Origin of the sequence: Diaphorobacter sp. HDW4B, assembly GCF_011305535.1 — a bacterium.
Taxonomy (GTDB): Bacteria; Pseudomonadota; Gammaproteobacteria; order Burkholderiales; family Burkholderiaceae_C; genus Diaphorobacter_A.
In genome coordinates this window covers 4,954,074-4,970,047 of sequence record NZ_CP049905.1, presented here as the reverse complement: position 1 = coordinate 4,970,047, position 15,974 = coordinate 4,954,074, and the positions used below count along the sequence as shown (strand labels likewise).

Annotated in this window: 17 protein-coding genes; 3 read left to right on the top strand and 14 right to left on the bottom strand. The window is 58.8% G+C overall.

Features of this window, described 5'->3' with window-relative positions:
* Positions 1-17: 17 nt before the first annotated feature.
* The 4 genes from G7048_RS22760 to G7048_RS22745 are packed head-to-tail and all read right to left on the bottom strand — an operon-like array spanning position 18 to position 4,658.
* Positions 18-653 (bottom strand): hypothetical protein, encoded by a 636-nt coding sequence (locus tag G7048_RS22760; protein WP_240933085.1) that lies wholly within the window; start codon positions 651-653, stop codon positions 18-20.
* 28 nt (positions 654-681) lie between these two features.
* Positions 682-2,295 (bottom strand): substrate-binding domain-containing protein, encoded by a 1,614-nt coding sequence (locus tag G7048_RS22755; RefSeq protein ID WP_240933084.1) that lies wholly within the window; start codon positions 2,293-2,295, stop codon positions 682-684.
* Entirely contained in the window at positions 2,292-3,503 is a 1,212-nt protein-coding gene (locus tag G7048_RS22750) for a toxic anion resistance protein (RefSeq protein WP_240933083.1), read from the bottom strand. The genes G7048_RS22755 and G7048_RS22750 overlap by 4 nt, the downstream gene beginning before the upstream one ends.
* Positions 3,504-3,548: 45 nt before the next feature.
* On the bottom strand, positions 3,549-4,658 hold the full coding sequence (locus G7048_RS22745) for a hypothetical protein (RefSeq protein ID WP_166070315.1): 1,110 nt from the start codon (positions 4,656-4,658) through the stop codon (positions 3,549-3,551).
* A gap of 427 nt (positions 4,659-5,085) precedes the next feature.
* Here G7048_RS22745 and G7048_RS22740 point away from each other — a divergent pair, with 427 nt between their 5' ends.
* The 3 genes from G7048_RS22740 (at position 5,086) to G7048_RS22730 (ending at position 10,904) form a co-directional block, all read left to right on the top strand.
* Complete coding sequence (locus G7048_RS22740; RefSeq protein ID WP_166070314.1) at positions 5,086-6,327, top strand: site-specific integrase; 1,242 nt, start codon at positions 5,086-5,088, stop codon at positions 6,325-6,327.
* 245 nt (positions 6,328-6,572) lie between these two features.
* On the top strand, positions 6,573-7,658 hold the full coding sequence (locus G7048_RS22735) for an IS5 family transposase (RefSeq protein ID WP_240933361.1): 1,086 nt from the start codon (positions 6,573-6,575) through the stop codon (positions 7,656-7,658).
* Between the two features lie 453 nt (positions 7,659-8,111).
* Positions 8,112-10,904 carry an IPTL-CTERM sorting domain-containing protein gene (locus tag G7048_RS22730; protein ID WP_166071134.1) on the top strand — a complete coding sequence of 931 codons (2,793 nt, stop codon included), beginning with the start codon at positions 8,112-8,114 and terminating at the stop codon, positions 10,902-10,904.
* Between the two features lie 150 nt (positions 10,905-11,054).
* On the opposite strand, the gene G7048_RS22725 is transcribed toward G7048_RS22730, so the two are convergent.
* From G7048_RS22725 to G7048_RS22680, 10 genes are read right to left on the bottom strand one after another with little or no spacing between them, the layout of a single operon-like run.
* Entirely contained in the window at positions 11,055-11,543 is a 489-nt protein-coding gene (locus G7048_RS22725) for a hypothetical protein (protein WP_166070312.1), read from the bottom strand.
* Between the two features lie 7 nt (positions 11,544-11,550).
* Entirely contained in the window at positions 11,551-11,994 is a 444-nt protein-coding gene (locus tag G7048_RS22720; RefSeq protein WP_166070311.1) for a hypothetical protein, read from the bottom strand.
* Positions 11,991-12,494, bottom strand: a complete 504-nt coding sequence (locus tag G7048_RS22715) for a hypothetical protein (protein WP_166070310.1) — start codon at positions 12,492-12,494, stop codon at positions 11,991-11,993. Before G7048_RS22715 ends, G7048_RS22720 begins: the two co-directional genes overlap by 4 nt.
* Entirely contained in the window at positions 12,487-12,831 is a 345-nt protein-coding gene (locus G7048_RS22710) for an endodeoxyribonuclease RusA (protein ID WP_166070309.1), read from the bottom strand. The genes G7048_RS22715 and G7048_RS22710 overlap by 8 nt, the downstream gene beginning before the upstream one ends.
* Positions 12,828-13,016, bottom strand: coding sequence for a hypothetical protein (locus G7048_RS22705; RefSeq protein ID WP_166070308.1), 189 nt, complete (start codon positions 13,014-13,016; stop codon positions 12,828-12,830). Before G7048_RS22705 ends, G7048_RS22710 begins: the two co-directional genes overlap by 4 nt.
* Positions 13,016-13,552: a hypothetical protein gene (locus tag G7048_RS22700; protein ID WP_166070307.1), complete on the bottom strand. Its 537-nt coding sequence runs from the start codon at positions 13,550-13,552 to the stop codon at positions 13,016-13,018. The genes G7048_RS22705 and G7048_RS22700 overlap by 1 nt, the downstream gene beginning before the upstream one ends.
* Positions 13,549-14,217 carry a DUF6475 domain-containing protein gene (locus G7048_RS22695; protein ID WP_166070306.1) on the bottom strand — a complete coding sequence of 223 codons (669 nt, stop codon included), beginning with the start codon at positions 14,215-14,217 and terminating at the stop codon, positions 13,549-13,551. The genes G7048_RS22700 and G7048_RS22695 overlap by 4 nt, the downstream gene beginning before the upstream one ends.
* Positions 14,217-15,107: a hypothetical protein gene (locus tag G7048_RS22690; RefSeq protein ID WP_166070305.1), complete on the bottom strand. Its 891-nt coding sequence runs from the start codon at positions 15,105-15,107 to the stop codon at positions 14,217-14,219. The genes G7048_RS22695 and G7048_RS22690 overlap by 1 nt, the downstream gene beginning before the upstream one ends.
* Complete coding sequence (locus G7048_RS22685) at positions 15,104-15,457, bottom strand: hypothetical protein (RefSeq protein WP_240933082.1); 354 nt, start codon at positions 15,455-15,457, stop codon at positions 15,104-15,106. The genes G7048_RS22690 and G7048_RS22685 overlap by 4 nt, the downstream gene beginning before the upstream one ends.
* Positions 15,454-15,738 carry a hypothetical protein gene (locus G7048_RS22680; protein ID WP_166070304.1) on the bottom strand — a complete coding sequence of 95 codons (285 nt, stop codon included), beginning with the start codon at positions 15,736-15,738 and terminating at the stop codon, positions 15,454-15,456. Before G7048_RS22680 ends, G7048_RS22685 begins: the two co-directional genes overlap by 4 nt.
* Positions 15,739-15,974: the final 236 nt, after the last annotated feature.

Genomic DNA, 15,974 nt, shown 5'->3' with positions numbered 1-15,974 from the left:
CGGCACCTTCGGCCGGTTCAAGCCTTCAGAAAATCCGGCCGATCGAACTTCTGCTTCAGGAAATGACCGTTGGCCAGCAAGGCTTGGGCGTCGCTCGCCGCGATATTGCGCACCACCTGCTGCATCTGTGAGTCCAGCAGTGCCAGTTGCTCGGTCAGCAGCTGTTTGGGCGTCTTGCCGTCCTGCACCGGCTGCGAGACGCGAAACAGCGGCGGCAGCGCGGCGTAGTGCGACAAGGTGGTCGGCAGATAGTTGAGCACCGTCTCACGCACCGTGAACAGGCTTTCGTTGAAGCCAGGGCCCGGGTTTGCGAGCGCTGGTAGCACTTCATGCACGGCATTGCGCACGCCATCGAGATGCTGCTGCATGTCCGGTGACAGCAGCGGGCGCGCCTGCTGCACCAGCGCATTGATCCGCTCGCCGATGTCTTCTGCACTCCAATGCTGCTGCATGGCCGACTCGAACGGTGGGCGCTTCGAAGTCAGCGCCCATCCCAGCAAAAGGCCGGCGCAGTAAAGCCCCGCCGTGATCCAGCCCCAGCCCACGCCGATGACTCGGGCAAACAGCAGCACCGGCCCCAGCAAGGCCAGCGCCAGCCCGATCAGGTTGCCATTGCCGTAGAAGAAAAGTTGCAGGCGACGCAGCAGGCTCATCGCACGCACCGATCAGATGGGCCGCCGGTCACTGATAACCCCGAATTTCCTTGAACACCAGCGGCAGCGCCGTCTTGCGCGCATCGAACGCGCGCCCGCCGGTCAATTGCGCCAGCGACTCCATTTCGCTCGATTTGGCCTCGCCGAAGATGATGGGGAAAATCCGCACCGGCGCGCTGCCCTGCGCGCGCGCCGCGCGTTGTGCCTTGTCGAACGCGGCAAAGTCCCTGCCCGAGTTGTTGATGCCATCGGTCAGCAGCACGATGCTCACAAAGCGATCGGGGTGGGAGCGCATCTCCTGCTGCGCCAGTTGCTCGGCCTGCGTCAGCGCATCGTAGATGGCGGTGCCGCCGTTCGCGCGAAGATCGTCCGCGTAGCGCAGCACCTGCGAGCGGCTGGGCTGCAGCTTGTCCGCAAACTGCACTGTGGTGGGCGAGCTGACCGAATCCGAGAAGGTCAGCAGAATCACCCGCTCGCGCGCTTGAAACGCGGCATAGCGCTGGCTTGCAGCGGACGCCTCCGCACCCGAAAGAATCTTCAGCGCCTCCTGCATCTGCGCCATGCGCGCGCCCTGCATGGAGCCGCTCACGTCGAGCACGAAAATGCTGGTCGCCGGTCGGCGCAGCTCGCTTTGGTAGGCCGAGAGCACGGCATCGATCACTTCCAGCCGGTTGGGAAAACTCAGTTCCACGACGGGCGCGGTCGGCAAAGCGGTGTTGGCCTGCGCCTCGGGATTGGAAGGCCGCAGGTAAGCCTGACGCAGCGGTTGCCCCTGAAACGCCGCAGCCTTGAACTGCGTGACCAGCTTGTCATACGGCGCGCGCTTTTCCGCATTGAGCAGCATGAGCGGGTAATCCGCCGAAATCACGCCGTCGCTGGGGTAGACCAGTTCCAGCTTGTCGGCAGCAGGGAGCTTTTCGTTCAGCCGCAGAATGACGGCCTCGTAGTTGATCAACGCGTCGACCGTGGACGGATCGCGCTCGAACGCCTCTGCCAGCCAGCCCGAGCTGCCAGCGGTGAGTTTCTGTCCCGAGAGAAAATCCTTGAGCACTTTGGCGTTGACTTCCTTGACGTCCAGATCCTCTGTCTTGCCCGCCACGGCCGAGGCCACGGCAAACAGCGCGCTCATGCCGGTGTTGGAGCTGGCCGGGTTGGTCATCGCGTAGCGCAACTGGCCGCTGGCCGCCGCCTTGGCGATCTCCGCCCAGGTGGGGGCCTTCTTGTCCCAACCCAGCTTGCGCAGCACCGGCGTTTTCACGCCCAGCGCCACGCGCGAATAAAACAGTTTGTCGCGCGCAAGTGGCTTGGTGTTCAGCGCCAAGGCGGGATAGGCCCCGTTGGGCGGAAGCACCGCATCGAACTGCTCTCCGCCATTCACGCGCTCGACCATGTCCAGCGTGCCTGCATAGCTCAGAACCAACTTCACGCCTGCCGACTGCGCCGCCATCTCCAGAGCGGGCGCGACATCCTTGAGCTCGGACCCCGCCAGCACGGTGAACACATCGCTTGACGCGACCGCAGCCACGTTGGTTGTCGATGAAGAAGCGGTTTGGCTCGTGTTCTTCCTGTCATCGCACGCAGACAGAGCAATGCCGAAAAACACCAGCGCAAAAATCGCCGCAAGACGCCGCCAGATGCTCACAGCTGCACCTCACCGGCTTGATTCTGCAAGGCTTCGTTCGCTTGTTGGCGACGTGTTCTTTCGAGGTAGGTGCGCGACTTTTCCACCTCCTGCGACAGCGTATCCACCGTGGTCTGCATGGAGGCCAGCGCCTTGACCTTGAAGTCCGCCATCGCATCCATCGTCTGGTAGATGTTGTTGAAGGCTTGCTGCAGCTTGGCGATTTCGACCGTGCTGCCAGCCGCCTGCTCGTGAATCTTGCCGCTTTGCTCGCGCAGCAGTTCGCTGGTGCCTGCGATCAAATTGCTGGTCGTGGTGTTCAAAGCGGTGATCTGGTCCAGCACCAGTTTCTGGTTGGCCAGCGCCTGCGCCACGATCACCGCCGTTCGCAGCGCGGACACCGTGGTCGTCGTGGCGCGGTCCACCCCCTTCGAGAGCTCCAGATTGTTCTTGCGCACCAAGTCCAGCGCCAGATAGCCCTGCACGTTCACCGCCATCTGCGTGAGCAGATCGGTGACCTTCTGGCGCGTGTAGAACAGCATGTCCTCGCGCACCACGCGGGCCTTTTCCGGATCGGTGGCATCGAGTTGCGCGGCCTTGGCTTCCAGCGCCGCATCCAGCTTTTTGCCGATGTAGATGTACTTTTCCAGCCGCTCCATCAACGTCCACAGGTTGCTCTTTTCCTGCTCGATGGCGGCGTTGTCGCGCAGCAACTCGTCCTTGCCCCGCTTGAGGCTGTCGATGATCGCGTTGAGATGGCTCTGGCTCGACTGGTACTTGTCGAAATAGTCCGCCAGCCGGTTGCCGAAGGGCAGCAAACCCAGCAATTTGCGCGGCGCAAACAGATCCCCTTGCCTGGAAGGATCAAGGTCTTCCACCTGCCTGCGCAGATCGATGAGGCTCTGCCCGATCTGGCTGCCCTGATCGAACAAGCCGTTCTTGAGCGTTTTGACGGGCCGCTCCAGCATGCGGTTGGAAACGGCCGCCGCAGCCTCCACCTCCTTGTTGCCCATGCCGTGGATGCGCTCCACCGCGTTCTTGAACTCCGGCGACTGGCTGTCGTGATCGGTGATCTCGTCGATGAACTGCGCAACTTGCGAATCCAACTGCTGCACGTCCTCGGGCTTCAGGCGCACCTTGCCGCTCGCCGATTCGACCGCGACGGGAAGCACGGGAGCAGGAGGTTCGAGCATGAAGTCCGTCGTGGCTTCGGAGGTGTTTGCATTCAAGATAAGTCCTTCAATAAAGCGAGAAACGGCTTGCAGACATCGTCGTCAAAACCGCTGCTCGATGTTCACGATCATTCGCTCCAGCCACTCCTGACTGGGTGGCTCGATCACATCGACCAGTTGCTCCGGCGCACGCACGCCCTGCTTGGCCCACAGCTCAGGGCCATGCGTATTGCCACCAGTGCGAAAGCCATATTCCTGCGCCAGCGTGCGCAACTCGGGGTCGGATTCAAGCAACTGCCCCACGCGATCCCCCGCAGGCGTGAATGGCACGAGCACATGTTTGGAATACAGCGTGGGCTGCGGGTAGAGCATCACCATGTCGCTGTTCTTGCGCTGTGGATGCTTGAGCCAGAACTCCACGAGCTGCGATTCGTAAGCCACCAGCAGCGGCGCTTTGCCCATGCCCAGCGCGAGATAGTCTTCAAACGGACCGGCCGACGAACTCTCCTGAAAGCCCTGCCTCAGGAACAGCGGCGCGACGAGCGGCAGCACGCGATCCAGATCGCTCTGGCTTTGCACGACCTGCTGTCCGTTGAGCACATAGCTTGCAAGTGCCAGATACATGGCGGCACTGTTGGAACTGCGCACATCCGTGCTGGCGGGCAGCACAGCCTTGCCGGTGGAGAACGCAGCGGAATCCTTGAGATCGCGCCAGCGCGCGCCCTTCTCCGCCAGTTGCAACAAGGCCGGAAGATCGATCACGTAGTAGAAATCGTCCCGCTTGCTCACGATGCCATTGGCCATCAAGATCTCGGCAATCGGCTTCCAGCTCGCCAAGACGATGGGGGTGTAGAAAGGGGTGTAGACATTCGACGCCTTCGCAGCCGCCTTGAGCTGCGCGGCGGCCGGTGCGCCCGAAGGAAAACCGAAATCGAACTGCTTGGCGTCGTAGCTGTTGGCGATGCTGCGCGAGCCCGCCTTCTGAACATTCACCGTCACGCCATGGCGAGCCAGCACCGCGCGCACCCGTTCATCCTGAAAGAACGGTTCTTTTTCCGAACCAATCAACCCACGTGCGACAACGGCCTGCTGCTGCGTCAGTTGCGCCTGCTGGTTGCTCACCAGCGCGGTGCGCGAATACCAGACCCCACCGCCAACGCCCGCCAGCAGCAATGCCGCCAAACCCAGTGCCAATGCCCGCCGCGCGATCATTGCAAGGCTCCCGAGCGGGTGGCGGTAAACGAGATGAAATCACTCACAAACACGTCTCAGATCTTTCTGTTGCAGTTCCTTGGAACTCCTTATACGAAAGATTGATGACAGTTTTGTTGCAGGCGAGAGGCTGCGTCAGTCAGATCGGTGAGGGCCGCTCGGCGCGTTCGTGGGCATGGTCGTCAACGAAGCCAACCCCCGAAGCAAAAACAAAAAAAGCCCAAGCAGAAAACTGCTTGGGCTTGTATTTGGCGGAGAGGGCGTCCGCCAAAAGGCAGTTTAAAGCAGCCCATGAAAAACCAATACGTCATTGATATTTATAGATATTTTTTGGATTTTAGTCCAATATAGTTCAAATCAATTCCATCAAACCCAATGCTTTATGTGGGCGCAATGTGGGACAGATTTGCTGTAAAATTTCCCCATCATGCCCAAGATCGCCAAGCAACTCTCGGACCGTGCGGTCGCCGCCCTCAAAACGGAAGGAAGATATGCCGTTGGCGGTATCGCCGGGTTGCACCTTCGCATTTCTGCGGGACATCGGGGCTGGGTGCTGCGAGTGCAGGTCGGGGACAAACGCAAGGATATTGGCCTGGGCGCCTACCCTGCAGTCACTCTGGCCGAGGCACGAGAGCGTGCTTGGAAGCTTCACGAAAGTATCCGTGGAGGACATGACCCGGTGGCACCTCGCAAACAGCAGCGCAGCGTCTTGCAAGCCCAAGCCGCTAGCGAAAAAACCTTCAGTTGGTGCGCCGAAGAGTTCCTCAAGGCCAAGTCTTCCGAATGGAAGAATGCCAAACACCGCCAGCAATGGGAAAACACCTTGGAGACCTACGCCACTCCACATCTCGGGCAGTTGGCGGTCTCGCTCATCGATTTGCCTCATGTGCTCGCTTGCCTGGAGCCCATCTGGAGCAGCAAAAATGAAACCGCTAGCCGGCTGCGCGGCCGCATTGAATCCATCCTGGACTGGGCAACCGTGCGCAAGTACCGCAGCGGTGAGAACCCGGCCCGCTGGAAAGGTCACCTCGACAAAATACTGGCAGCGCCCTCCAAGATTCAAAAGGTGGAGCACCATCGCGCAATCCAGATCGAGGAAATGCCTGCCTTCATGCAGAATCTGCGCTCTCGTGCAGGTATTGCTGCGCGCGCCTTGGAGTTCTTGATTCTGACTGCTGCCCGCTCAGGAGAAGTGAGAGGCGCAACGTGGTCCGAAATAGATCTCAAAAAAGCCGTATGGACGATACCAGCCCATAGGATGAAGGCTGGAGCCGAGCACCGGGTTCCTCTATCCGGCGCAGCCCTCAGACTACTCAGCCACACCCCTCTTCTTCCTAACAGTGATTTGGTTTTTCCCGGCACAAAGGAGCAGCCGCTATCCGACATGTCCATCACAGCGGTGATGCGGCGCATGAAAATGGATGCAGTACCCCATGGATTTCGCTCCACCTTCCGAGACTGGGCGGGAGAAAAGACGAACTATCCTCGGGAGTTGGCCGAGCAAGCCTTGGCACACGTTCTCAGCAACAAAGTGGAGGCCGCGTACCGGCGCGGTGATGCTCTGGAGAAGCGCAGACATCTGATGAATGACTGGGCCGACTTCTGCGGCAACGCTCAAGGGCAATTTGCAAAATTGCTTGACTCATTCAAATCGACCCAAGTAGACTGACGCCGTCTTCGCAGAGCCTTGTGGCAGTGAAGCTAATGCTGAATTGGCATTAGCTGTTGATACAGAACGCCACATAGAAAGGCCGTAAAGGCGAAAGATCTTCATCTTTCGTAACGTATAGGATGCCGCAATGGCATTTGGCAGTAGATTTCCTCCCAGCCTCGTATAGAGCGCAAGAGGGGAACCTCTCAAAACCTCCCGACGTCGCTGACTCACGTCATCTGATGCAGTAAATTCGCAGCATGATCACCCCCCGCAGTGCCCTGAAGTTCGACCTGTTCGCCGAAGCCTCCCGCAAGCGCAAGATCGATGAAGTGGGCGATCCGCTGCAAGTCATTGCGCAGCACATCGACTTCACCGCGCTGGCCCGTCTGGTCGATGGAATCATCGAGCGCAGTGATGGGCGCAAGGGTGGTCGTCCGGCCTATCCCACTGAGGTCATGGTACGGGTGATGGTCCTGAAGAGGCTCTACAACCTCTCGGACGAGCAGATGGAATATCAACTGCTTGACCGCATGAGCTACCAGCGATTTTGTTTGCTGCAAGACTCGATGAACGTTCCGGACCGCAACACCATCTGGCGCTTTGGCGAGCGCCTGGGCGTGGATGGAGCCACGGCTTTGCTGCATGGCGTGGACGAGCAATTGCATCGTCATGGCTACATCGCGCGCGGTGGTCAGGCCATCGATGCGACCTTGGTGCCAGCACCGCGCCAACGCATGAACAAGGGCGAACGCGAGCAACTCTCCAACGGCCAAAGACCTGAATGGAGTGATGCCAAAGATCGGCAAAAAGACATCGATGCCACCCACACCAAGAAGCACGGCAAGCGCTACTTTGGCTACAAGCTGAGTGTGAGCGTCGATCACAAACACGGCTTCATCCGGGGCGTGGCCACGGGGACAGCGAGCGAGCACGACGGGCACCACTTCGATGAAGTGCTGGATATGAAGAACACCGGCAAAGAGGTCAATGCCGACAAGGCCTACCCGAGCGCTCAGCGCATCAAGATGCTCAAGGTGCTGGGCTTCAAAGATGGCATCCAGCGCAAAGCCAAAGCGAAGCAGCCGCTCAGCGAATGCCAGGAGCGACGCAATCAACGCATTGCCAAGCGACGGGCGCGTGTCGAGCACGTGTTTGCAGGCATCCGTCACATGGGCGGCAAGTTCGTGCGCACGATTGGACAGACCAGAGCCACCACGGTCATGACGATGATGGTTGCGTGCTACAACTTGAAGCGCCTGGCGTCGTTCCTTGAAAACAAGGTCGATCCGTTCTTCAAAACAGCGAGCTCAAAGAGACCGGTGCGCCTGCAAACGGCGAAGGCCTGAGAGTCGGGGGCGCAATGGGCCCGAAATGACCCAAATCTGCGTTGAACAAACCAGTCAATGAGCAATCTGCTCGCCATGCGGAGTGGGCGACTGGGGAATCGCCGGTTGTGAGAGGTTCCCTTTGGTATCTGGAGATGCTGGCGATTTACCTGCGAGTTTGGAGGCCATGACCGGAATTGTTCCCGGCGGGCGGTTGGGTGACCAACCCTAGAGGGGGCGCAAATCGTTCAACGACCTACTTGTTTCAATACATGCTCAGATTGGCGCAACAGGCTGTAGGAGTTGGGAATAACGAATTGCGTACTTCTTATCCCTAATCCGCCCCATCGAAAACACTTGTCACCACCCCAAAAAATAGAAAAAATCAATTAATATAGACAATTCCGCCAAGATGATTGATCGGAAGTTGCATCTACAAACTCGCTGATATCGGCATTCCCAGGGAGGCTCGCAATGAAAAATTTGGAGAAATGGAAACATAGGGTGTTGACGGGGGTATGGTTAGCGACACTTTGGAGTATTTCATTGCCTGCCGCCGTAGCGCAGACAACAAACCCAAAGGTTCTTGTACTCACAACAGACGAGGGCCGTCCCGGAGAAAGTTTTATCTTTCAACCTTCGGGGCCCAACACACCTGCGACTGGTCCTTACTATGACTTAGCAGCAGTCGCCGCTTCAAATAACGTTGCAAGCGCGTTCGGGAGTGCATATGTCGCTGGATCTCCCCAAGTGACTTACAAGAGCGGCATTCTGTCGATACGTAAGGTCAAGACTTCTCCTACTGCGCCCTACTCGGTTCTGGACAAGATCGCCACCTACACACCTCTGACAAGCTCCAATTACTCAGTTACTCCTACCGATCGTGTACGTGTGCTGTCCGCAGTTGGCACTACAGTCAATTCAGTTGATGGAACGACCTCAGGTGACGAGCATGTGGTGTACGTCCCCAATTCGACCGAGTTACTGGATCCGGAGAATCTGGCATCGGTTTTTCGCCCTATCGGGGGTGGGCGTTATGACCTCATCATTGTGGCCTCTACTTACATGAAAGTGACTGACGATGCCTACCTCGCGCTTCGAAAAGTTATGCAGGACCCTGAACTGCGACCAAACGCTATCCTGTATTTCATCGATGGATGCTGCGACAAAACCGCAGGCGGCAACCGAGCCTACTCGACCAACGTAGAACGTTTTTCCAACATGATTCTGCGGGCAGCCACACCATCCAGCATCTCTCCACCTATTGGTGTCGGAAGAACTTTTAGTGGCACAAACACAATGTTGGCGAATACAGCTGCCAATTTCGCAGGACAGCCCACCGTGTCGACATACGCCACGGAATTTCAATCTCAATTACCCTCCATTATTGGCGGAGACTATTTGGCACTCGATAATGTGCCCTATAACAATATTCTCTATCGTACACAAGACAATCTGATCACCTACACCCCCGTTGGATTGAACCCTCGCAGTCAGGCATACGGTATCTTTTTCCCAACCGCTGAAGTATTCAACGGACAAGGCACCTGTCTTTTCGCTGTGACAGATATATCGCCGTTCATCGGCTCCAGTTTCACGGTCAACACAAACAGTTCGCCACGCAACATTGGGCAAGCCTTTACCAAAGCAGCATTGGCCGGCGGCGCATGCGGGGGAATGGCATCCATTGCGGCGTCTCCCGCAGCCAGCAATGTCACGCTGGCCAGCCCGCAAGCCACTATCACATTGGAGGTCAAGAACGAAACCTTAAACGCTGCCAGTAATATCGATGGGTCCATCAGCGCTGGACGTGTCAGCGCCTCTCTACCCGCCCACTTGAGTCTGATTGGTACGCCTACCACCAGTTGTACAGATCTCAACGGCGCAGCAATCTCTCCGGTAGTGACTCCCGGCGGGGGCTCTGCTGCTGACGCTTTTGAGGTATCGGGCATCAAGGTTCCCTTTCAACAATCTTGCACGATCACACTACCTGTAGGATGGACAGATACGAGCGATCCGGCCACGAACGCCTGCATCAAGCTTGCAATAAATAGAAGTGAGCTCGTTATCACCCCAGGGGCTGCATCAAATACGTTCACCACGGCTCAGGGGCAAACGAATAACCTCGCTCAATCAGCAGTAGTTTGCACGTCTCCGGAGGTCCAACTCTCCATACTCACACCTCCGTCTGCCACGACCTATGCTCCAGGCGATCAGGTTACATATACGGTGCGAGTGGAGAACCTTAGCGAGACAGCGCCAGCAACAGATGCCATCATTCAGGAACTGATACCAGCGGGTGCCACCTTAGTATCCGTCACACCCCTTGGCTGTTCGTCTCCAACCAGTTGCACCCTCGCTGCCAAGCCTTCATCAGGATCAGCTCCATATGCTGACTTCGTTGTGACATTCCAAGTGCCAGCCAATGTGTCTTCGCTCGTGCTGTCCCCTGTTATTTCATTGCCCAACGGTCAGGGCGAAGTCACGCTGTCTAACAACAGTGAATCCATCGCGATATCGGTGACCAAAAAGATCAATGTAATCGCTCGACTTGATGGTGGAAATAACCAATTCGCCGCTCAGACGCTAAGCTATGAGCTAACTAACTGCACTGCGACACCCACCCCCACAGTGGCAAACCTGAACTTCGACAGCAGTACTGCAGTCGTTGCACACTCCGCTCCTGCAGGTGACTCATGTGGCATTCAGTTCGCATCAACGCCAGGCCCCACACCTACATCCGGTGGTTACATGTTGGCCTCGGCATTGCCTACCATAACCGCTACCGAAGATGCGGCCACAGGCGAGCAAACACTGACAGCCGTCTGGAATGCCATTTCGCCAGCGATTGCAAGCGTGACCGGTTCCATTCGTGGTGCGCCAAATACCTTCCCTAGTATGCTGATCGGTCAGACTCTGGAGTACGCGCTGACCTGTAAACCTGCAGCAGCAATCCCAGCTTCCGGCACGCTAACCGTTGGACCAACCGGACAACTGAGCATCACGTCGCAACCGTTAGTCCCTGCCGGCAGCAGCTGTGCGCTGACGCTGCAAAGCGACGCATCTGCCTTACCAGTACCACATGGCTATGAGTGGAAAGGTCCGACGAGCATCACACAAAACGGCAACCAATTTGTCCTAACTTTGACCATGGGTCCCGTCTCTACCAGCGATGCGGTGCCTGTGCCCACATTAAAACAATGGGCGCTACTTCTGATGAGCATTCTGCTGGCGGCCGTGGTCGCACGCCGACTGCGACAGTATTGACGTGAGGGACCTGCGCGCTGATGCAAAGTAAGTCCGCATGCTCGATCGTGCGGCTTTCTCGCGCAAGTTTTTTTATATCGGCGAAGACTTGCTCCATAGCAACCCGACGCTGACTCCTGCTAACTCACTACGGGCGGTGCTGTTTAACGTTTACAAAAGCATCAGCGTCGCCTGCTTCGGATCGGCCTTCAGCAGCGCCTTGAGGCCTTCCACTTGGCGCTGCACCCTGCGAAGCTGATCTGCCAGTTGAACGGTCAGCTGGGTGTGCTCGATCACGGCGGTTTGCGCTGATGCCCCGGCCGCCAGCGGTGCCAACTGCACGCGCCACTCATGCGGGTTCAGTTCCAGCACCACGTCGCCCTTCTCCAGCTTGACGTGCCCGGTTGGTGTGACCGTGACACTGACCGCCTGGCTGGGCTCATGCTTGAAAACCGGCCGGTACACACCGCGCTCTGGCGCCCAGATTTCCTCGCGCTCCTTCAATTCCTTGAGGCAGTCCGCAATGGTGACCATCTTCAGGCCGGTATGCCGCGCGATCGATGCGCTGGTGACTTCCATTTCCTGTTCGTATAGTGCATGCACGGCTTCGAGCACCTGCACGCGGCTGGATCGCTTCTCGGAGATGTGTTCTGTGGTCATTGGCCTGTCACCCTTGCTCATGTGGATACGGAATTCCTTCGGGCCAAAGGCCCAGTGCTTTAATCTTGCGTTGCGTGTCGCTCACCCATGCGGGCTCTTTCAGACGGCGGACCGCCTTGGAGAACAACGCACCCTGATCGAACTTCGCGTGGCAACCCGGTCGACCCGGTTGGCATGCGCACAATGGGAAGCTGTCGAGGTCACTGGCCTTGATGCCCGCGCCCTTCCCTGTGTTCGCGTGTGCGCACTGGCTGATGCCGGGCACCTTGCATTCGATGCACGGCAGCGCGGCCACCGCCCGTCGATATGCTTCGCTGCGCACCGGTGCGGACTTCGGCGCGGCGCTCACCTGGTCGTCAATGACGGCGTACACCACCGGCACGACCAGCGGTTTGTGCACGATCGGCGCGCGCTCGGGTCGTTGTGGGCGCTTGAATCCAGAACGCTTCATTCGTGCAGCCCCCCAATGATCTCGCCCGTATCTGGATCCACCTGCATGCGCTCCCATTCTGAAAAAGGCATCGGGAACGTGACGCCCAGCTCCGTCGCTGCGAACGCGCTCACCCGGTCGATGAGTTGGCTGTAACCCTTCACGCCCAAGTCCTCTGTGCTCACACGCTGACGACGACGCACCTTCTTCCCCGTCATCGGATTCTTGGTGGTGACCGTCTTGTGCCCCAAATACTCCGAGCGAAAGTATTCCTTCCAGACAGTCAGAGGGAACTGCGCGCCATCCGCGCCACGGGCCTGCTGTGCGATGGTTTTCAGCACCACGCCGTGGTAATACTTGCGCTGGCGGTCGGTTTTTGCGTCTTCGTGCAAGCGGACTTCAACATGCAGTCGATGGCCAGCCATCCACATGCTTTTGCACCATGGCACGACGACGTTCTTGAAGTGCTGGCCAGCCTGCCCCGGTTCATTCCATGTGGCTTGAATCGACATGTCAGGCATGCGACACCTCCACACGCACAAACCCACCGATCTCGCTGGACCGCGCAATCTGCAGCGTCCAATGCTTGTCATCCACACCCAGCACGTCTGCGAGACCGTCGAGGCCGGACTTCATGCGGGCGAGACAGTTATCGATGTCAAATGCGCGGCGGCTTGGCGGATAGAACACCAGCGACAGGTTCAACTTGCCCGCCTCGATCCGGCGCGCGCCCTGCTCCTTCGCGGTCCAGCCGCAGGCAGCGCGATACGCCTTCTTGGCCTTGGCCAACTGTGCCCAGTGCAGGCGAGCATTGGGCGAAAGCTCCTTCGGCGGCCACGGGAGAGTCAACGTGATCACCCGCGCAGTTCCTCCGGCGCAGGCCGAAACCCCGCGGCCTTGAGCCGGTCCTTGATCGTCGCCCGAATCCCTGCAAACTCCGTCTGCGCATCCAGCTCCAGCGCCCTCGCCTGCGCGTACCGCCACCACCCCGGCGTCATCGCCAGCGCGCGCAAGTGCTCGACCTGTGTTTCGAATTCGTCCATCAGCCACGCGCGCCTCCCATCAGGCCGGAGAACATGCCACCGGCAGCGCGAACGCATACGAACTCGCCGCGGCGGTACTTGCTGATTGCCGATTTGCTGACGTTCAACTCCGCCGCCAAATCGATGCCAAGCTTCGGGCTCGTTTGCACATACAGCACCTGCTCAGGCGTCAGCACTGCGCGCTGGCGGCCAATCGCTCGATTCGCGAGGATTCGAGCCGTCTGTCCTTTGAGCGTTCCGGCGCGTTGCTGGCGCTTACCAAAATCCTTCTCGCTCATGAGCAGGATGTGGTTCGGGTTGCAGCATGTCGGCTCATCGCAATTGCCGAACACGCGCCAACCTGAGGGCACGGGCTTCTGGTTGGCGCAATGCCAAACAGCACGCGGGCCGCTTTGTGTGCTCAATGCGCCATCGCGACGCGTGAAGTCCGGGGCGTAGATGTGGGCGCGACCATCGGGACGAATCGCGCCCTTCCAGAGCCAATGACCGTCTTCGGTGATGACGCAGCGGCCTTTGATTTCGTCTATGGTTTTCATGCGGCGCGCGCCTCCTGCTCAGCAGGCAACAGGGCACGCGGTGCCGACTCGATGGCCTGCAGTGCCTGGTACGTGATGACTGTCTTGCCCGCGACATTGCCCGCCAAGTACACCTGCTTGGCCTTTGCAACATTACCAATCAACGCGGGGCGTGGAGCCTGAATGCCGCGCGACGTGTACTCATGATCCGGGCTGCGATCACCCATCAGGCGGCGCGGAAACTCGAAATTGCCGCGTGCCGTGTACGCCTTGTGCCCTTCGCAGAAGCGATGCTGCAGGTAGCTCAGCTCCTCGATTTCGGTACGGCACACCTTCGGCCAACCACCCAGATCTTCGAGTACCGCGTGAATAGCCGGGTCATCGAACACAACATCGGTGTATGCGCCGACAGCAGACATCGCTTCATGCACCTTGCCCCAAGCCAAGGCTGCGCGCTCTGTCGTCGTGCCGGTCAGTGCTCGGGCAATGTCGGCCACCTTCGGCGCGAACTGGCCGCGCTCAGGATCGGCGCAGTGCTTCTGCATCGCTGTGACGATCTGCTCCAGTTCAAACGACCTGCACGCGTTCCACCAGATGTCGAGCACGAAGTTGCTGGTGTCCTTGCCGTAGTACGCCATCACATCCGTCACCAGGTTGCGGAACGGTTGAAACTCCTGCTGCTGCATCAATAGCTCCCGGTTCGATTGGACGATTGGGCGGCGCGCATCTCGGGTGGAACCCATGCGGCTGCGACTGCGCGATTGCGCTGCTCGAGCGCCTCCTGCTTGTTGACCTGAGCACCACCACCGAACGCTGTGCGCGCCAGCGGTTTCGGACCATCGCAGCGGCGCACCCAGTTGCGCCAGGTGGCCTGCCAATCGAGCTTCTTGGCATCGGCTCCAGCCTTTGCGTGCCAGTAATCGGCGAACACCTCAGCTTCCTTGCGCACGTCGTCAGCGGTCAGGTCGGAGCGGTCTTGCAGCGCCCAATCGCCCCACGCCTTCGGCAGCACCCAGCCGCCTGGCAAACGTGTCGCAGTTTTGGCTTTGGGCCTTCCGGATTGCTTTGGCGAAGCCGCAGGCGTAGCGTCATCGGCAGCGTGACCACCACCTACAACTACTAGTTCTTCAACTACTTCTTCTTTATCTTTATCTGTATCTATATCTATATCTGTACGCGTGACATCGTGACCAGTCACGCGTGACTCGTCCGTGACATCGCTGGAACCCGCGCCAGTCTTGGCTTTTGCACGCTGGCGACGCTTGCGCTCGGCGGCGGTAGGGTCGGTGTCACTGCGCATCTGGCGGGTGTCCCAGTTCAGCGGTTGCATGGTGTTTTGATCCACCAAACCCACCTCTGCCAAGCGGCGGATCACGTCTTCAAGCGTGCGGGTGTCCAGACCCATCTTGACGGCGACCTTGCGCATCAGGAGAGGTCCAGCATCTTCCAGCACGCCCTGCCCCTTAAGGCACAGCAAGGCAACAAAGTGCCAGCGATCTTCAAACGCAAGAAGGCGCAGCTTTTCGTCATCAATCATCTCCGTGTAGGCACGGAACCATGGAAGTGGTGCGTTCACGCCAGCGCCCTCCCCCAGCCATACACACGCCCGCCGGACGTGCCATGGCCTTTCGTGCGCGGCGCGAACCCCACGGGCTCGATCAATCCTTCGCGGATGGCCTTCTGAAACACCGGGCCGAAGGCGCGATCTTCTGCTGGACGGATGCCTGCGAACTTGGCGCTGTTGACCAAGTCTTCGCCACGCACGCGCGCATCGCGGCCAGCAGCCAGCATCTCTTTCTGAATGTGCTCGAGCGCACGCTCGGAGAAGCCAGGCATATCGCTGTTGGCTTTGTCCTCGGCGCGCTGGGCGGCTTCTGCGCCGAGCTTGCGAGCCATCTTGGTTCGGGTGATGAATGGGATGCTCATGCCTGATCCCCTTCGGCCGAATCCATCGTGTACGGATTGATCGGAGCAATCTTCAAGGTCATAGTCGCCCTATGCCACTGTTCATTTGCCCATGCCAAAAGAATCTCGTTGATGATGCTGTTGCGACTCGCCTTCGGATCCGTTGTGCGGACGCGATGTGCGAGCTCGGCGTCGATGACATCTACGATGAATTTCGGCGTCTTGGCCCGGAGATCGGTTTCGGTCAATGCGTCATTGCGTCCGCGAGCGAAGTTCGGCAATTGGTTGTTGTGATCGTTCATGTATCCCTCGTTCAATCAGTGGAGGAAGTCAATGTGGGTGGCGCTGCGCGACATGCGTTGGCGCGCCGTGTGCGCGCACTGAAAGGCGGCGCGTGATGTGTAGGGGTGCCCGCCCTGCCGTGGGCTACCATGTCGCTTCCGACACAACTAGTAACCTGATGGAGGGCGAGCATGAACAAATGTCTCAAATGCGAGCAGGACATGACGGATGTGAAGCTGAAGCAAATCATGGGCAA

Excerpts from the sequence above, each read along its gene's own strand:
- G7048_RS22760 (WP_240933085.1), bottom strand. The coding sequence starts at position 653 with ATGAGCCTGCTGCGTCGCCTGCAACTTTTCTTCTACGGCAATGGCAAC.
- G7048_RS22745 (WP_166070315.1), bottom strand. The coding sequence starts at position 4,658 with ATGATCGCGCGGCGGGCATTGGCACTGGGTTTGGCGGCATTGCTGCTG.
- G7048_RS22740 (WP_166070314.1), top strand. The coding sequence starts at position 5,086 with ATGCCCAAGATCGCCAAGCAACTCTCGGACCGTGCGGTCGCCGCCCTC.
- G7048_RS22730 (WP_166071134.1), top strand. The coding sequence starts at position 8,112 with ATGAAAAATTTGGAGAAATGGAAACATAGGGTGTTGACGGGGGTATGG.
- G7048_RS22725 (WP_166070312.1), bottom strand. The coding sequence starts at position 11,543 with ATGACCACAGAACACATCTCCGAGAAGCGATCCAGCCGCGTGCAGGTG.
- G7048_RS22720 (WP_166070311.1), bottom strand. The coding sequence starts at position 11,994 with ATGAAGCGTTCTGGATTCAAGCGCCCACAACGACCCGAGCGCGCGCCG.
- G7048_RS22715 (WP_166070310.1), bottom strand. The coding sequence starts at position 12,494 with ATGCCTGACATGTCGATTCAAGCCACATGGAATGAACCGGGGCAGGCT.
- G7048_RS22705 (WP_166070308.1), bottom strand. The coding sequence starts at position 13,016 with ATGGACGAATTCGAAACACAGGTCGAGCACTTGCGCGCGCTGGCGATG.
- G7048_RS22700 (WP_166070307.1), bottom strand. The coding sequence starts at position 13,552 with ATGAAAACCATAGACGAAATCAAAGGCCGCTGCGTCATCACCGAAGAC.
- G7048_RS22695 (WP_166070306.1), bottom strand. The coding sequence starts at position 14,217 with ATGCAGCAGCAGGAGTTTCAACCGTTCCGCAACCTGGTGACGGATGTG.
- G7048_RS22685 (WP_240933082.1), bottom strand. The coding sequence starts at position 15,457 with ATGAGCATCCCATTCATCACCCGAACCAAGATGGCTCGCAAGCTCGGC.
- G7048_RS22680 (WP_166070304.1), bottom strand. The coding sequence starts at position 15,738 with ATGAACGATCACAACAACCAATTGCCGAACTTCGCTCGCGGACGCAAT.